The sequence below is a fragment of the Peribacillus sp. NPDC097895 genome (genome assembly GCF_050277555.1).
Lineage (GTDB): Bacteria > Bacillota > Bacilli > Bacillales > DSM-1321 > Peribacillus.
Window position 1 is genome coordinate 179,571 of sequence record NZ_JBNNSH010000008.1, and the last position, 14,533, is coordinate 194,103.

The 14,533-nt window shown below is 35.5% G+C and carries 10 protein-coding genes, 1 pseudogene and 1 riboswitch; of the genes and pseudogenes, 3 read left to right on the forward strand and 8 right to left on the reverse strand.

The window, feature by feature from the left end; genetic code table 11:
* Nucleotides 1-9: 9 nt before the first annotated feature.
* The 3 genes from ACQKMH_RS25505 to ACQKMH_RS25515 form a co-directional block, all read right to left on the reverse strand.
* Complete coding sequence (locus tag ACQKMH_RS25505) at nucleotides 10-243, reverse strand: hypothetical protein (protein ID WP_427590127.1); 234 nt, start codon at nucleotides 241-243, stop codon at nucleotides 10-12.
* Between the two features lie 380 nt (nucleotides 244-623).
* Nucleotides 624-2,204: a gamma-glutamyltransferase gene (ggt, locus tag ACQKMH_RS25510; protein WP_427590144.1), complete on the reverse strand. Its 1,581-nt coding sequence runs from the start codon at nucleotides 2,202-2,204 to the stop codon at nucleotides 624-626.
* Complete coding sequence (locus ACQKMH_RS25515; RefSeq protein WP_427590129.1) at nucleotides 2,204-3,439, reverse strand: MFS transporter; 1,236 nt, start codon at nucleotides 3,437-3,439, stop codon at nucleotides 2,204-2,206. The genes ggt and ACQKMH_RS25515 overlap by 1 nt, the downstream gene beginning before the upstream one ends.
* 366 nt (nucleotides 3,440-3,805) lie before the next feature.
* Here ACQKMH_RS25515 and ACQKMH_RS25520 point away from each other — a divergent pair, with 366 nt between their 5' ends.
* Nucleotides 3,806-4,021: a hypothetical protein gene (locus tag ACQKMH_RS25520; protein ID WP_427590145.1), complete on the forward strand. Its 216-nt coding sequence runs from the start codon at nucleotides 3,806-3,808 to the stop codon at nucleotides 4,019-4,021.
* Between the two features lie 230 nt (nucleotides 4,022-4,251).
* On the opposite strand, the gene ACQKMH_RS25525 is transcribed toward ACQKMH_RS25520, so the two are convergent.
* Together ACQKMH_RS25525 and ACQKMH_RS25530 are read right to left on the reverse strand one after the other, a co-directional pair.
* On the reverse strand, nucleotides 4,252-7,392 hold the full coding sequence (locus ACQKMH_RS25525) for a leucine-rich repeat protein (protein ID WP_427590130.1): 3,141 nt from the start codon (nucleotides 7,390-7,392) through the stop codon (nucleotides 4,252-4,254).
* Between the two features lie 664 nt (nucleotides 7,393-8,056).
* Entirely contained in the window at nucleotides 8,057-9,649 is a 1,593-nt protein-coding gene (locus ACQKMH_RS25530; RefSeq protein ID WP_427590131.1) for an APC family permease, read from the reverse strand.
* Between the two features lie 52 nt (nucleotides 9,650-9,701).
* Nucleotides 9,702-9,780, reverse strand: a riboswitch (ZMP/ZTP riboswitch).
* Nucleotides 9,781-10,536: 756 nt separating this feature from the next.
* Between ACQKMH_RS25530 and ACQKMH_RS25535 the strand changes: the two genes are divergently transcribed.
* Nucleotides 10,537-11,373 carry an RMD1 family protein gene (locus ACQKMH_RS25535; protein WP_427590132.1) on the forward strand — a complete coding sequence of 279 codons (837 nt, stop codon included), beginning with the start codon at nucleotides 10,537-10,539 and terminating at the stop codon, nucleotides 11,371-11,373.
* Between the two features lie 71 nt (nucleotides 11,374-11,444).
* On the opposite strand, the gene ACQKMH_RS25540 is transcribed toward ACQKMH_RS25535, so the two are convergent.
* Nucleotides 11,445-11,852, reverse strand: a complete 408-nt coding sequence (locus ACQKMH_RS25540) for a VOC family protein (protein ID WP_427590133.1) — start codon at nucleotides 11,850-11,852, stop codon at nucleotides 11,445-11,447.
* An 836-nt stretch (nucleotides 11,853-12,688) separates the two neighbouring features.
* Nucleotides 12,689-12,916: a DUF3953 domain-containing protein gene (locus ACQKMH_RS25545; protein ID WP_427590134.1), complete on the reverse strand. Its 228-nt coding sequence runs from the start codon at nucleotides 12,914-12,916 to the stop codon at nucleotides 12,689-12,691.
* Nucleotides 12,917-13,126: 210 nt separating this feature from the next.
* Between ACQKMH_RS25545 and ACQKMH_RS25550 the strand changes: the two are divergent.
* Nucleotides 13,127-13,414: pseudogene (locus tag ACQKMH_RS25550) on the forward strand (DUF2716 domain-containing protein); the annotation flags it as partial.
* Nucleotides 13,415-13,486: 72 nt separating this feature from the next.
* Here ACQKMH_RS25550 and ACQKMH_RS25555 read toward each other — a convergent pair.
* Nucleotides 13,487-14,041, reverse strand: coding sequence for a GNAT family N-acetyltransferase (locus ACQKMH_RS25555; RefSeq protein WP_427590135.1), 555 nt, complete (start codon nucleotides 14,039-14,041; stop codon nucleotides 13,487-13,489).
* Nucleotides 14,042-14,533 lie beyond the last annotated feature (492 nt).

A 14,533-nucleotide genomic window follows, 5' to 3' on the forward strand; every position in this document is an offset into this window, starting at 1 on the left:
ACCCGTTAGTTAATGAAAGACATAACTAATGAATGAATTTCCTGTTGTAAAAATGAGTAATACACCAATTTCGATGAAAACAATCCGCCAGAACCAATAACTACTTATAAAAGGTAAAATATCGATTTTTCCTTCTTCAACCTCTTTTATACCCTTAGACAACCACTTGTACTGAAACAAACCAAGCCATAGAAAAATAACTCCCGTTACAAAAACAAATGAACCACCTATCATTTCATCCATTTCCTCGAACTCCCTACTTTTTCATCTACCATTATCTTAGTATATATTACTCTTTAACTCACCTGCCCCTTTAGTTCCATAAGACAAAGAGCTGTGTCCAGCCCCATATAGAAGTAAAGCACCTGTTAGTTTAAGAACTTTGAGTATTATTTTGAACTATAATCCTAAAAACTTAACTGTAAAAATGATTAACAATAAAATGATATTTAGCCAGACAAAAAATTTAATCATAAACTCAGCCCATAGCTTCCTACGCAAACCAAAATAAAGGATAATACCATATTAGAATAACAAATATTCGATGATTCCTTTGGAAAGTATATTTTAAATAAAAGAAAAGTAACCCGTTCAATTATGAATACGGGTTACCATTATCATTTTTACCTGCCTACAGCTGCACCATCACTTCTTGGATCGGCACCACCATGAACAAAGCCTTGATCATCTATTAAAATTACATTTGCATGACCCATAACACCATCAAATTCTTTTACTCTATTAACTAAATGTCCTGCTTTTGCTAGCTGTTCAATTACGCTAAGATTAACTCGTCCTTCTATTTTTAATTCTTGTGTCTCAGCTCCCCATGTTCTTCCCCAAACAAATCTAGGCTCACTGATTGCTCTCCCGGGATCCATACCATAGTCGATCATCCTCGTGATGATGACAGTTTGGGTTTGCGGCTGTCCCTCCCCTCCTTGTGTACCGTATAGAATCCGCGGTCGTCCATTTTTTAATGCCATCGCTGGCATAAGTGTGTGGAACGTTCTCTTATTTGGCTCTAGACAGTTTACATGTGATTCATCAAGAGAAAAGAATGACCCTCTATTTTGCATAATAATCCCAGTATTACCTGCTACGACCCCAGAGCCAAATTCGAAGTAAAGGCTCTGAATAAAGGAAACCGCATTGCCTTCCTCATCCATAATGGCAGCATGAGCTGTATCACTACCGACTGATTGCGTTTGAATATCCCTTGCAATATGTAGATCAATTGAATCTGCGATTTCTTTCGCATAGGATTTACTTAATAATTGCTCTAAGGGAATGGAGTGAAAATCAGGATCTGTTAGTACTGCATTACGATCTTGAAAGGATCTTTTTAATGATTCTACTAATAAATGATAATATTCATAAGAACCTTCTGGTATTAAAGAAAGATCAAAATTCTCTAATATATTAAGAGCCATTAATCCGACAAACCCATGTGAATTTGGAGGAACCTGGTATATTCGATAATCTCGATATGACGTTGAAAGCGGATCAGTCCACATACCTTGATGATTAGCGAAATCTTCCAGCGTTAACATTCCACCCTTTTCTTTTAAACTCGAAATAATTCGAGCTGCCAACTCTCCTTTATAAAAACCTTCTCTTCCATATCGAGCAAGATCTTTTAATGTAGTTGCTAGATTAATTTGTACAAATCTTTCATTTAAATCAGGTATTCTTTCATTTGGTAAAAAAATTGCTACTGTATCCGGATCAATCCGTAGTAAATCAGCATTTTTTACCGTATTTTCATGCTGATCCTTTGAAAAAGGAAAACCTATTGACGCATACTGAATGGCTGGCTCTAAAACTTCAGCTAAAGATAATTGCCCATATTCTGTTAATACAGCATCCCAACTATCCACCATTCCAGGTACTGTAATGATACTTTCTACACCACGATGGGGAATTGATTTTTTCCCCTTAAATACTTCGCGTGTAAGTTTAGAACCTGAACGGCCACTCCCATTATAAGCACGAACCTTTTGATCCTTTACACTATATGTAAGCCAAAAGGAGTCACCACCAAGTCCCGTCATATGTGGATATACGACTGCTAAACAAGCGCTAACTGCTACTGCAGCATCAAATGCGTTTCCGCCTTTTTGGAGAATGGAATTTCCAGCTTGTGATGCAAGATAATGAGGACTAACTACCATTGTTTTGGATCCAACAATTGTTTTATTCATCATGCTGTTTCCTCCTTAGACAAATTCATTGATTTTGAAGTAACGACTGTTGCTTTTAATCGTTTATCCGTAAAAATAAACAACATTGCTCCAATTAACAATAAACCTCCTGATAGATAAAAACCGAATTCTAGGCTCCCTGTTCTGTCAGCGAAATATCCAGTAATATAAGGGGCGAATATGGAAGAGAGCATTCCACTAAAGTTGAAAAATCCATATACTCTTGAATACATAGAAGAAGGAGTTATATCTGCCAGATAAGATATTAATACTGGATCAAGAGCCAACTTTCCAAGGAATCCATATAAGATTAATCCAATAAGAAGCAAGTAATAGTTTCCAATATACGGAATTGCAAACTGACAAATAGCTCCCGCAATTGCTAATATGATAATAAGTGGTTTTTTGCTTTTTATTTTGTCTGACAAGTGACCAAAGATAATTGCTCCTGGTATTGAAGCCCATGGTACTAACGATGCGATGATTCCTGTTTGTGAAGCTTCAACTCCACGCGTTGTTTGTAAATAGTAAGGGAGCCATGTCAGCATTCCAAAAAATCCATACAATGAACAAAAAATTAAAATATATACCAATATATGATTTTTTGTAAATAATTGTTTTATACTACCTTTTTCTTGTATTACCTGTTTTTGTTTCTTTTCTTGTTTTTGATTGTCTCGGACAAATAGTCCAATTAAAATCGCAACAATGATAGTAGGTATAGAAAAAACATAAAATGGAAATTGCCATCCTTTATTTAAAGTATATGTAAAATAACTCGATGCAATAAATCCAAGAGAAATACCGAAGGCCATTCCACTATTTATAAGTGCAGAAATTAGTCCCCTATATTTTTTAGGAGTTATACTTGATGAAATTCCATATTGTGAACCATAATATGTACCTTCGCCAAGACCTGTTAACGCACGCATTAATAGAAAAATACCAAAGCTTGCAGCTAGTCCACTAAAATATGTTCCAACACCGAATAATATATATCCAATAACTAAAACTCTCACTCTTCCAAACTTATCAGCTAAAAATCCAGTTGGAATTTGCATAAGTGCATAAGCGGCAAAAAATACAGTCGACATTAACCCTAATTGAGAATTATCAAGTCCCCATTCATCACCAATACTCCCCATAACTGGCGAAAGTATGTTTCGATCAGCATACATAAAAACCCAACCTAAAAAGAAAAGAAAAATAACAATTGCTGGATGTGTTTTTTTCATTCATAAATCCCCCTTTAGTTTTCCTAATATTGGGGTCATTATAACAACAAACATTACAGGAAAAGTGGTTTACGTTAGATTTTCTTACATGGTTTTTTACATTATGAAATTAATTAACTATTTTACATCTGTTTCGAAAGAGTTTTTCGTATTTTCATTCCTAAACGGGGTCTCGCCATGGCGGGACCCCTAAAAGGAGTAGATTTCGAGTGTTTTAAAATTTTAAATCTTATTCATCGAACAGTTATATTTATATCCAAAGGGAGATAGATTAGATAGAGTGACAAAGGGCTTTCAAACATGAATAACAAAAGAGAATTTGTAGAACAAATAGGGCTGATAAAAAAGTAAAGAGAGGGAAACCAAATGAAAAAGATTACAACGGGACAAAGCAACAGCGGCTTCTCCGAAACAGGGATCGACGTGCTGGCATGGCATGTCGAGTCCGGGAAGATTCCTGGGCTCGTCGCCCTGGTTAGCCGGTACGGTGGCGTTACTGAATTATCCTGCCCCTTTAGTGCCATAAGAAAAAGCTGTCTTAAAGACAGCTCCGATCTTCAGCTAACGCACCCGTTACTTTAAGTACAATCTTTCACAAACACCATACTAGCATTACCATAAGTATTCAATATTTCTTAAGATTCTTCCTCCGTTAAATGGCCCTTTCGTGCAAAAAGGACGCTTTTCCTATTCCGGAAATGCGCCCTTTTATGGAATAATTAAAATCTGGATCAGCCCTATAAACACTCAATTCTACTTAAACAATACCAGCTAATAGGTTGTCAATATCTTTCTATAATCCTTTTTTATATTTATTTTATAGTTATACTTTTTACAGAACTCCAAGAGCCATAATATTTTATTCCTGACAATGTTTTGTACGCTTTTAATCGAACATAATATTTTTCACCCTTTTTTAAAGAGTTTATTGTTTTAGATACGGTATTTTTGTTTGTGATTGTCACATTCTTTGTTGTACTACTAGTAAACTTGCTGCTAGTAGAATACTGAATTTGGTACCCTGTAGAAGTAGAAATCTCCTTCCAGTTCACTTTCATACTTGTTGAGCTACTCTTTTTAACACTCGATAATGTAACAGTAGCCGGATTTGTTGTAGAAGTGAGAACACTGCTATAGGATCCATAATAATTTGTTTTCCCTACGGTTTTATATGAACGAACTTTATATTGATACGTTGTTCCGGCACTTAGTTTGCTAAGTGTATAACTGTTCGCGTTACTTGTAATTGTCTTTAACAGTTTACCCTTACTATCATACTGATAGATTTTATAGCCTGTGACTTCACTTTGTTTTGTCCATATCAGTTTTAAAGAGTTTGTCCCTCTGCTAGATACTTTTAAGCTTTTTACTTGAGCAGGGTTTACCGTTACATGTCTTTCTATATTTACAGTGTTTCCATCACTGTCCATTACCTTGTACGTTAAGGTGTAGCTACCCACCTTCGTCGAGTTCACACTTCCGGCAACTTCTATAATTGATGTCAGTTCTCCATCTTCTGTATCTGTTGCAGTCACACCATTTTTAATATCAAAGCTATCTCCTACTTTGATTGTTGCAGCTTTGGTCCCTTTGATCATAGGCTTATCATTACTTCTTACTCTCACTTGTCTTTTAACCTCTGTTGTATATCCATCACTATCCGTCACCTTGTACGTTAAGGTGTAGCTGCCCACCTTCATTGGGTCCACACTTCCGGCAACTTCTATACTTGATGTCATTTCTCCATCTTCTATATCTGTAGCAATCACGCCTTTTGTAACATCAAATCCATCTCCTAGTTTAATTGTTACAGCTTCTACTCCTTCAAATACAGGTGGATACAACCATTTAGCATATATTGTTACACCTGTTGTAGATTGATCCCAAACTGTTGTGTAATTTCTGTCTAAATACCAGTCAAATAAGTGGTTTTCCTCAGTACTTCCAAAAGGAGCTCTCCCCATACTCGTTAGACTTTTCGGGATGGTTACACTTTTTAATTGATTATCCTTAAATGCCCCATCCCCTATACTTGTCACGCCTTCCGGGATGGTTACATTTGTTAGTTGATTTCTACTAAATGTATAATATCCTATTCTAGTCACTCTTTCTGGGATGGTTACTCTTGTTAGGTGATTATCACTAAATGCTCCATCCCCTATACTTGTCACGCCTTCCGGGATGGTTACATTTGTTAATTGATTTCTACTAAATGTATCAGATTCAATACTAGTCACACCATTTGGAATAGTTACACTTGTTAGTTGATTATCCTCAAATGCAGATGACCCTATCCTAGTCACTCTTTCCGGGAGGGTTACTCTTGTTAGTTGATTATCCTTAAATGCATAACTCCCTATACTTGTCACACTGCTTGGAATGGTTACACTTGTTAGTTGATTCGAATGAAATGCCATCCCCCCTATACTTGTCACGCCTTCCGGGATGGTTACTCTCGTTAATTGATTTTCACTAAATGTATGAGATTCAATACTAGTCACACTGTTTGGAATGGTTACACTTGTTAGGTGATTATCCTGAAATGCATAAGACCCTATTCTTGTCACACTGTTCGGAATGGTTGCACTTGTTAGTTGATTCGAATGAAATGCATGATTCCCGATACTCGTTACACTGTTCGGAATGGTTATACTTGTTAGTTGATTCCAATGAAATGAATGATCCCCGATACTCGTTACGCTATTCGGGAGAGTTACATTTGTTAATTGGTTCAAAGCAAATGCATAATCCTCGATACTTGTTACACTTTTCGGAATGGTTATACTTGTTAATTGATTTGAAAAAAATGCAGATTCCCCTATCTTAGTCACACTTTCTGGGATGGTTACACTTTTTAATTGATTAGAATAAAATGCACTTTCACCTATACTTGTCACGCTATTCGGAATGGTTACACTCGTTAATTTATTACCACGAAATGCTTCACTCCCTATCTTGTTCACACTATTTGGAATGGTTACACTTGCTAATTTATTAGAACGAAATGCACGATCTCCTATACTTGTTACACTATTCGGAATGGTTACGCTTGTTAATTGATTACCACCAAATACATCATTCCCTATACTTGTCAGACTATTTGGGATGGTTACACTTGTTAGGTGATTATCACTAAATGCAGATGATCCTAAACTAGTTACACTTTTCGGGATAATTACACTTGTTAGGTGATTATCGCTAAATGCAGATGACCCTAAACTAGTTACACTTTTCGGGATGGTTATACCTGTTAGGTGATTATCACTAAATGCAGAATTTCCTATACTTGTTACACCTTCTGGGATGGTCACTCTTGTTAGTTGATTACTACTAAATGCACTATCTTCTATACTTGTCACACTTTTTGGGATGGTTACACTTGTTAATTGATTCCAAATAAATGCACCTTCCCCTATACTAGTCACATTATCCGGGATGGCTACACTTGTTAGTTTGTTACTACTAAATGCACCTTCTCCTATCTTAGTCACACTTTCCGGGATGATTACACTTGTTAGGTGATTAGAACGAAATGCATAATACTCTATACTAGTTACACTTTCTGGGATGGTTACACTTGTTAATTGATTAGCACTAAATGCTTCATTCCCTATCTTAGTGATACTTTTTGGAATTGTTATATTTGTTAATTCATTATGGCGAAATGCACCATTCCCTATACTTGTCACACTATTTGGGATGATTACACTTTTTAATTGATTACTACTAAAAGCATAATTTCCAATACTTGTTACTGGCATTTCATTCAGTTTACTTGGAATTTCCACGTTTTTAGCGTCTCCAACGTAATCTACAATTTCAACTATTCCATTTAAAACATTATATTTGAAATCACCTTCTTGTAGTGTTTCCGCAGATGCCTGAATCATTGAAATCGGTATAAAACTCAATAACAATGTAGATAATACTATTATTTTAAATATAAGTTTCATTGAATCCTCTCCTTTTTTGAAATCAATACTAAATCGTTTAAAACGAACTATACTACTATACAAAATAGGGATACACATTACTAGGTTCTAGTGCAAAAATTCCAAACTATCTGCAAGTAATCTTCTAAGCTTGGACATACTGATATGATTACTCTATAAAAGGTGCGTGATCAGTATGGAAAAGCAAAATAATGAAAATATAGTGAACTGTCCATACTGATTCTTAATCCAGTCAATCCATAGATCAATGAAATGTGGATCTCTCCATTTTTTAAAACGAATGAGTAGGATCTTTTTTGGTATTGTCTTTTTTCGAAGTTACAGAAGTTTATTTTCAAAACACACATAACACCGTTCTGAAATGGAACGGTGTTCAAAAAATAGTTATTTAACTTTATTCGTCCTATATTCCTTTTTCTTCTTACAATATCCTTATTAAGTACTTATCATACTAAGGGGTATTATAACTTGCTGAAGCATAGTATTCTTATTAAACTAACAACCCAGTAAAAGCACTCTTTGCGATTCTTTACCACTATTTTAAATAATTTTATAATATTCCATAATGAATCCACCTATAAATTTTTTTTATAAACTAAAGAAAACATGGTAATAAAGTAACCATGTTTTCTTTTTACTCATATTGCGGTGTCTACTATAAAAGTTATTTATTGATAAATTCTTTGTTAATTTTTTCAGCCTCAGCCATGTATTCTGTTTTAATCCCGCTCTTGACTCCCCACCAATAGAAACCAAGTGCTAACAATGCGATGACCACCATATCCCAACCAAATGTAAGAATATTTTTTCCGCCGAACTTCTCACTTCCAATATAAGAAATGAAAATCATACAACCTAAGTAAAGAAGCATCCAAACACCTGATAAAAATTGTTTTTTGAATCCGTTCCACTTATTTTTAGCTTGATAATAAAAGTAAATAGGTAGTCCAATGGCAATGATGAAAACGACTTCTCCTGTTAATGGCCAACGCGCCCAGTATAAAGTAAGCGATGCGAAAACAAATCCACAAGGTGCAATAATAGAAGCGCCTTTTAAGTGAAATGGACGATTAAAATGAGAAGCTGTACGTCTTAATGTTGTCAATGCAACTGGCCCCATGATGTACGAGATAAGTGTAGCAACTGAAATCACTTCAGCAAGTACGCCCCATCCGCGGAATAAAAATAAAAAGATAAAACATACGCCTAAGTTTAATAACATCGCTGGACGAGGAACACCATAAAGTGGATGTAATGTACCAAAGATATTCGGTAAGTACCCATTTTTCTGCATTCCATAAAGCATACGCGAAGTTGTAGCTGTGTAAGTAGCTCCTGTACCAGACGGTGATACAAACGCATCTACATACAATACAATCGCTAACCAGTTAAGACTAAGAGCAATTGCCAAATCAGCAAAAGGTGAATTGAAATTCAGATGACTCCATCCGTTCACGATCATAGACGGATCCACTGCACCGATAAACACGACTTGTAAAATAACGTATATAAAACCTGCAATTAAAATAGACCCAATAACAGCAATAGGTATAGACTTATTCGGCGACTTCGCTTCTCCTGCCATATTTACGGGACTTTGAAATCCATTAAACGCAAACACGATACCAGAAGTAGCTACTGCTGTTAAAACGCTTGCCCAACCATATGGTGCGATACCTTGAGAACTTGTAAAGTTTCCACCATGAAATCCAGCAAAAAATAAGGATCCTGCCATTACACCTGGAACAATTAATTTAAAAATAGTAATAAATGAATTTGCCTTAGCAAAAAGGTTAACTGTCCAATAGTTGACGAAGAAATAGAACAATAATAGTAAAGAAGCTATGAATAATCCTTTAGTCGTTAAGATATTGTTATCAACTAAAGAATGAGACCAACTGGCCCATTCCCAAGGCCACGTACTCATATATTGTACTGAAGCAATTGCCTCAACTGTAATAGTCGAAGCGATAGATATCCAGTTCGCCCACGCAGCTATAAATCCAATAAAAGAGCCATGCGAATATTGAGGATACTTAACCATTCCTCCAGCTTCAGGAAACATTGCCCCAAGCTCTGCGTAAGATAATGCAATAAATAAAATTACAACCATACCGATAATCCAAGAAAAAATAGCTGCTGGTCCAGCAATCTGGGCAGCTTTCCACGCTCCGAACAACCAACCAGAGCCGATAATAGAACCAATACCTGTCATAGTTAAAGCAAAAGTCCCCATCTTTCTATGCATATTACTCATCTCTACCTACACCTCTTCCTAGGAAAATAAAAAACACTTGATCTAAAAATCAAGTGTTTGCCCAGGCGCGCGGCTTATACTCTATATGCTCCCCCATGGTAATCCATGTTGCGCCAGTTACATATAGGAAAATAGTTTTTTTTTTAGTATATAGGATTATTTTAAATTTCACAATACTTGAATAATATTTATATTTTATAAATATCCCCATGGATTTTTCGTAATTCCCTATCAATATTCTTTTAAATTTGAAAAAATTAGGTGAATTAAAGTTCAAAAAACAAACATTCGATTTTTAGAACACATGCTACATCAATAAAAACATTTTCTTTTTAACATTATACTTAAAAATCTTTAAGAGCTTATATCCACAAAATAAACCGTTCATATTTTACAAATTATATCCCAACAACATTTACATAGGAATAATGAACCAGTTAGTTAAAATCTCATGATCCAATAGAGGATATACCTGGAGTACCTCATACCTTTGTTGAGCATTTTTCTACAATAACTGTTCTTTTCTTCCTAAAAAAAGCCATGCACAAGTTGGGGAACCTTCAGCTAAAGCACCTGTTCATTAAGAAAAATCGCTAAGCTAAAATTGATTATCTTGTTTATTGCCCTCATAAATTCTTGAACTACTTCCCCAAGGATGGTAGCCGTCACCAATATAAGTGATTCCATATTATTTTTATTTCCGTGACTGACGATTACTCTGTTTTTCTGAGACGGTTTGTGTGAGTATATTTCACTTTCTTACTCATCCTTTTTATACATTCTGAATGATTTCCACAAAAGGGACACTTCAAGAATTCTTCAAGCATGTTTTTGGAAAGCTAGAATAAAATCGAAAAAAGACCAATCTGCTGAAGAGAGTGATATAAATGGAGCCAATTACCTTTAAAGCATTTGCAATCACTAATGAAATTGATTTGAACAAAATCGCCATTCATTGCGGCATTCCCAAAAAATTCACCTGGGAAGAGCCATTAATCCTTAATGACGATATTCTAAATTCCATCCTTAATAAAAATGTGAACGAATCACAACAGGTGCTGGTTTTTTCCTTTGGCAGCATTGTCTTCATTAATTACACACACGCGGATGAGATAAAGGAATTTTTAACCTTTATCCATTCTTTCGAGCCGGATATTGATCTCGCCCTTGTAGATAGATATACGGACGATTACAACCTTCACTTCAGAGAAACTGAAAACATCAAGTTTACCGACGAATATGTAGTGGTGCCAAAAGTTGAATTTTTCTACCCTGAATTAATTTCCACTGTTCTTGCAAAATCGGTAGCACTCGAAAAAACTGAGGAACAACTCGGAAAAATCCACGACAAGCTCGAAACCATGATAGACCGACTGGAAAAAGGCAAGCTAAGAATCGGCAACAAGGAACTAGCGAGGACGACGGCCAAAATCGTACGTCACGAGTACAACACCCTTGCGTATATCATGATTCTGGATAAACCCGATATTACATGGACAAGCAGCATTGCCGGCGAATTTTATGACAGCATGCTGGATTTTTTTGAATTGAATGATCGGTATAAAATCTTGAAAAGTAAAACCGAAATTTTGTATAACATTATGGATGGTTTTTCTAACATCAGCCATTCGATCAGGGGATTATTCGTAGAATGGATCATTGTGATTCTAATTGTCTTTGAGATTGTCTTGACCGTTTTAGAAATTGCAGGATGGATACCATGAATCCAGAATCTTATTCAACTACACTGTCCCGTTACTACGAAAAGGGCAAGTAATGGCAGCCCCTTGCCCACTTATAGATCTTTTTGATTAACATTAAGTTCAATCAAATTACCATCTGGGTCGGCACAGAAAATTTGCGCGAATCCACTTTTTCCGTCTGGTTTTTCAAGGATGTCAACTTCATTCTGTTTTAACCATTTAAGAGTATCATGGTAATTCTCGACTCTAAGCGCAAAGTGACCTTCCCTGCTGGATAAGCTTTTATCCTTACGAATCGTCTGAGAAGAGGGATCGACTATCAAGTGAAGTTGATTTCCCTCTATTTCATACCAGGCACCTGGAAAATCAAAATCAGGACGCTGAATTTCTTTTAAACATAAAGTGTTACCATAGAATTCTTTTGCTCTTTCCAAATCTGTCACAGTAAGACTTACATGATGGAGACATTTATATATTATCAAAACCTTCACTTCTTTCATTTTAACTATTTTTTTTACCTTAGGCGTTTTGTAGCTAAGATGCCCACATTGCATCTGGAGCTTGATCGGTTCATTTAATCAATTCGGCAACTAGAATCAATAATCCTTCATCAACTAACCTGCCCCGTTAGTTGCATAAGAAAAAGCTGCCTTAAGAACAGCTCGATTTTCAGCTAACGCACCCGTTACTTTAAGTACTATATGCTTCGTTAATCCAACCAAAAAAGGCGATACCTTTAAAGAATCGCACTCATTTAGACTAGTCAAATATATTCTTGATTAAACGAATCATCATTCTTGGTATAAACAATAAGATGTTCCAAACTAATTCAAATAAGATTGAATCTCTAATTTCAATAAGTATGTCTTTAAAAATGCCGCCCTGACCATTCTTTTTCTCTTTCCTGATTTTCATCCTCTTTCTCCTAATAACTCAATATTTACTATTGCATTTTTTTTTCATAAAAAATCAATGCTATCTTGATAATTAAAACTATGAAAAGGGCAATACCCATACTAATATCTAGTGTTCCTTCGTCTTTGGGTTTATTAAAGAATCCATTAATTGTAGTGAATGCTAGAAGAATTATATAAATATACACTTCATTTTTTTGGACTAATTTAATTGGGACTACCCCCTTTAGAGTTGAAATTATTAGTAAACTATCAGCAATTATTTTATCTGAAAAGAGAGTGGATTGTTAGAGGCTTTATGTATTCTTTAAGAAAGTACAGCACTGTTCGAATACACTGCGCTTGTTGAACTAACCTGCCCCTTTGTTACATAAAGAAAAAGCTGCCTTAAAGACAGCTCCGATCTTCAGCTAACGCACCCCTTAGTTCATTAAAAAACCCAGTATGGAAACAAAGAAAAGAAATGAAGAGACAACAATGCTCATATAAAATCCTTTTCTATCTTTTTGAACTTCGGCTAATCCTGTTAGTAACATAATTGCCCCTAAGAACAACATAGAATACGGCATCAACTCAAAATTTTGAGTAATTATCTGATAGGCTGATAAAGCAAGAACAATTATTGCTAAGATAATTCTAACTATCTTCAAGAATATATTTCCCCCTAAAAATTATGTTGGTACAATTTTTTTTAATCATACCATTTAACACCTGTTCATTTGTGAGGAAAATGGAAATTCCTTCTTTAACTATCCTGCCCCGTTAGTTGCATAAGAAAAAGCTGCCTTAAAGACAGCTCCGATCTTCAGCTAACGCACCCGTTAGTTTAACAAGATTTACATTATCCTTGATGATGAGGTTACAATGATCTAGAGGATAAGTCATTGCTTGTTTTTCGAGAACTCACACAGAAAAATGAATATATGTATGCGTTAGATTGGCAACATCCAAGTTATTGGATAAATCCCCGTATAGAGTTTCCGAAAAGTGAATTTGATGAATGGACAATACCTATTTTTCCAAACGGTGATTATAAGAATTTTGAATGGGGATTATTAGGACATCCTTGGGAAGAAACCATCACTATTTTCGGAAAAGAATTGACAAAAGGTTTTGAAAAACATCAACCGAGAATGTTTCTACTTTAATTGAATAAGAAGGGACTATATTTTATTGAAAGTATCGTCAACAGACCTCTTCATTTTATCTGTACAAGAACGCTAAGTTTCCAGGTTAGTAATTTTGCCGAAAAGTAATGCATCATAATACTTATCCTCTATAAAAAAGTGGTCTTTTAATCGTCCTTCTAACTCATACCTGTTCTTTTCAAGTATCCGTGCAGAGCCAATATTGGCATGCACTACCATAGCATGGAGCTTATGAAGATTAAGTGATTTAAATGCAAAATCACTTATCAATGCAACAATCTCTGTTCCATACCCCTTATCCCAACGTTGTTTATGCAACACATAACCAATTTCAGCTTGGTTTGCTTCTTGGTCAAAATTGAAAATTATGGCTGTTCCTATAATTGCTTGAGTTAATTTTTCAACAATGGAGGAATATAAATGAGTTCCTGCCGACTCACGTTTTAACATTAATTCAATGAACTGACGAGTTTCCTCCAAAGTACTCATCAAATTCCAGCCAATAAATCGTGAAACCTCTTGATCTGACGCATAATCATGTATCTCTTGAACATCCTCTATCCTTAGTGCTTTGAAGTAGATTTTTTCACACTCTAATGAATGAAATAAAACAGCCTGCTTCTCCATTTTAACCTCCTCTAACTACGCTTTGTTAATGAACCTCCGATGGTAGCGAAAATGTCCCCAATTAAGGTTAAATATCATCGCACTCATCTTAGTATATCCTTTCAAATAATGTTCCATATATATGTTTCAACTGTTTCCTCGGCAATCTGCCCCTTTAATGGAATAACATGACTGACGTTTTTAAACAACCTTATTATGTTTTAAACGACTTTATTTAACCGTATTCCTTATGGAACTATCCTGCCCCTTTAGTTGCTTAACAAAAAGGTTTCTTCTGCAACCTCCCTTATTGAAGTAAAGAACCGGTTAGTTCTATAAGACTTTTCGCAGAGTTGACACAAACTGTGCAATAGGAGAAGAAAGGCTCTGACGGGATTTGGTAAGCATAGGCTAGGGATGAACACGCTTCCCTACGGATATTCACCGGCAGGATTTACACCTGCCTCAAATTATTTGCTTTTCGGAGCTTCTGAAACCCCTACCTTGCGACCC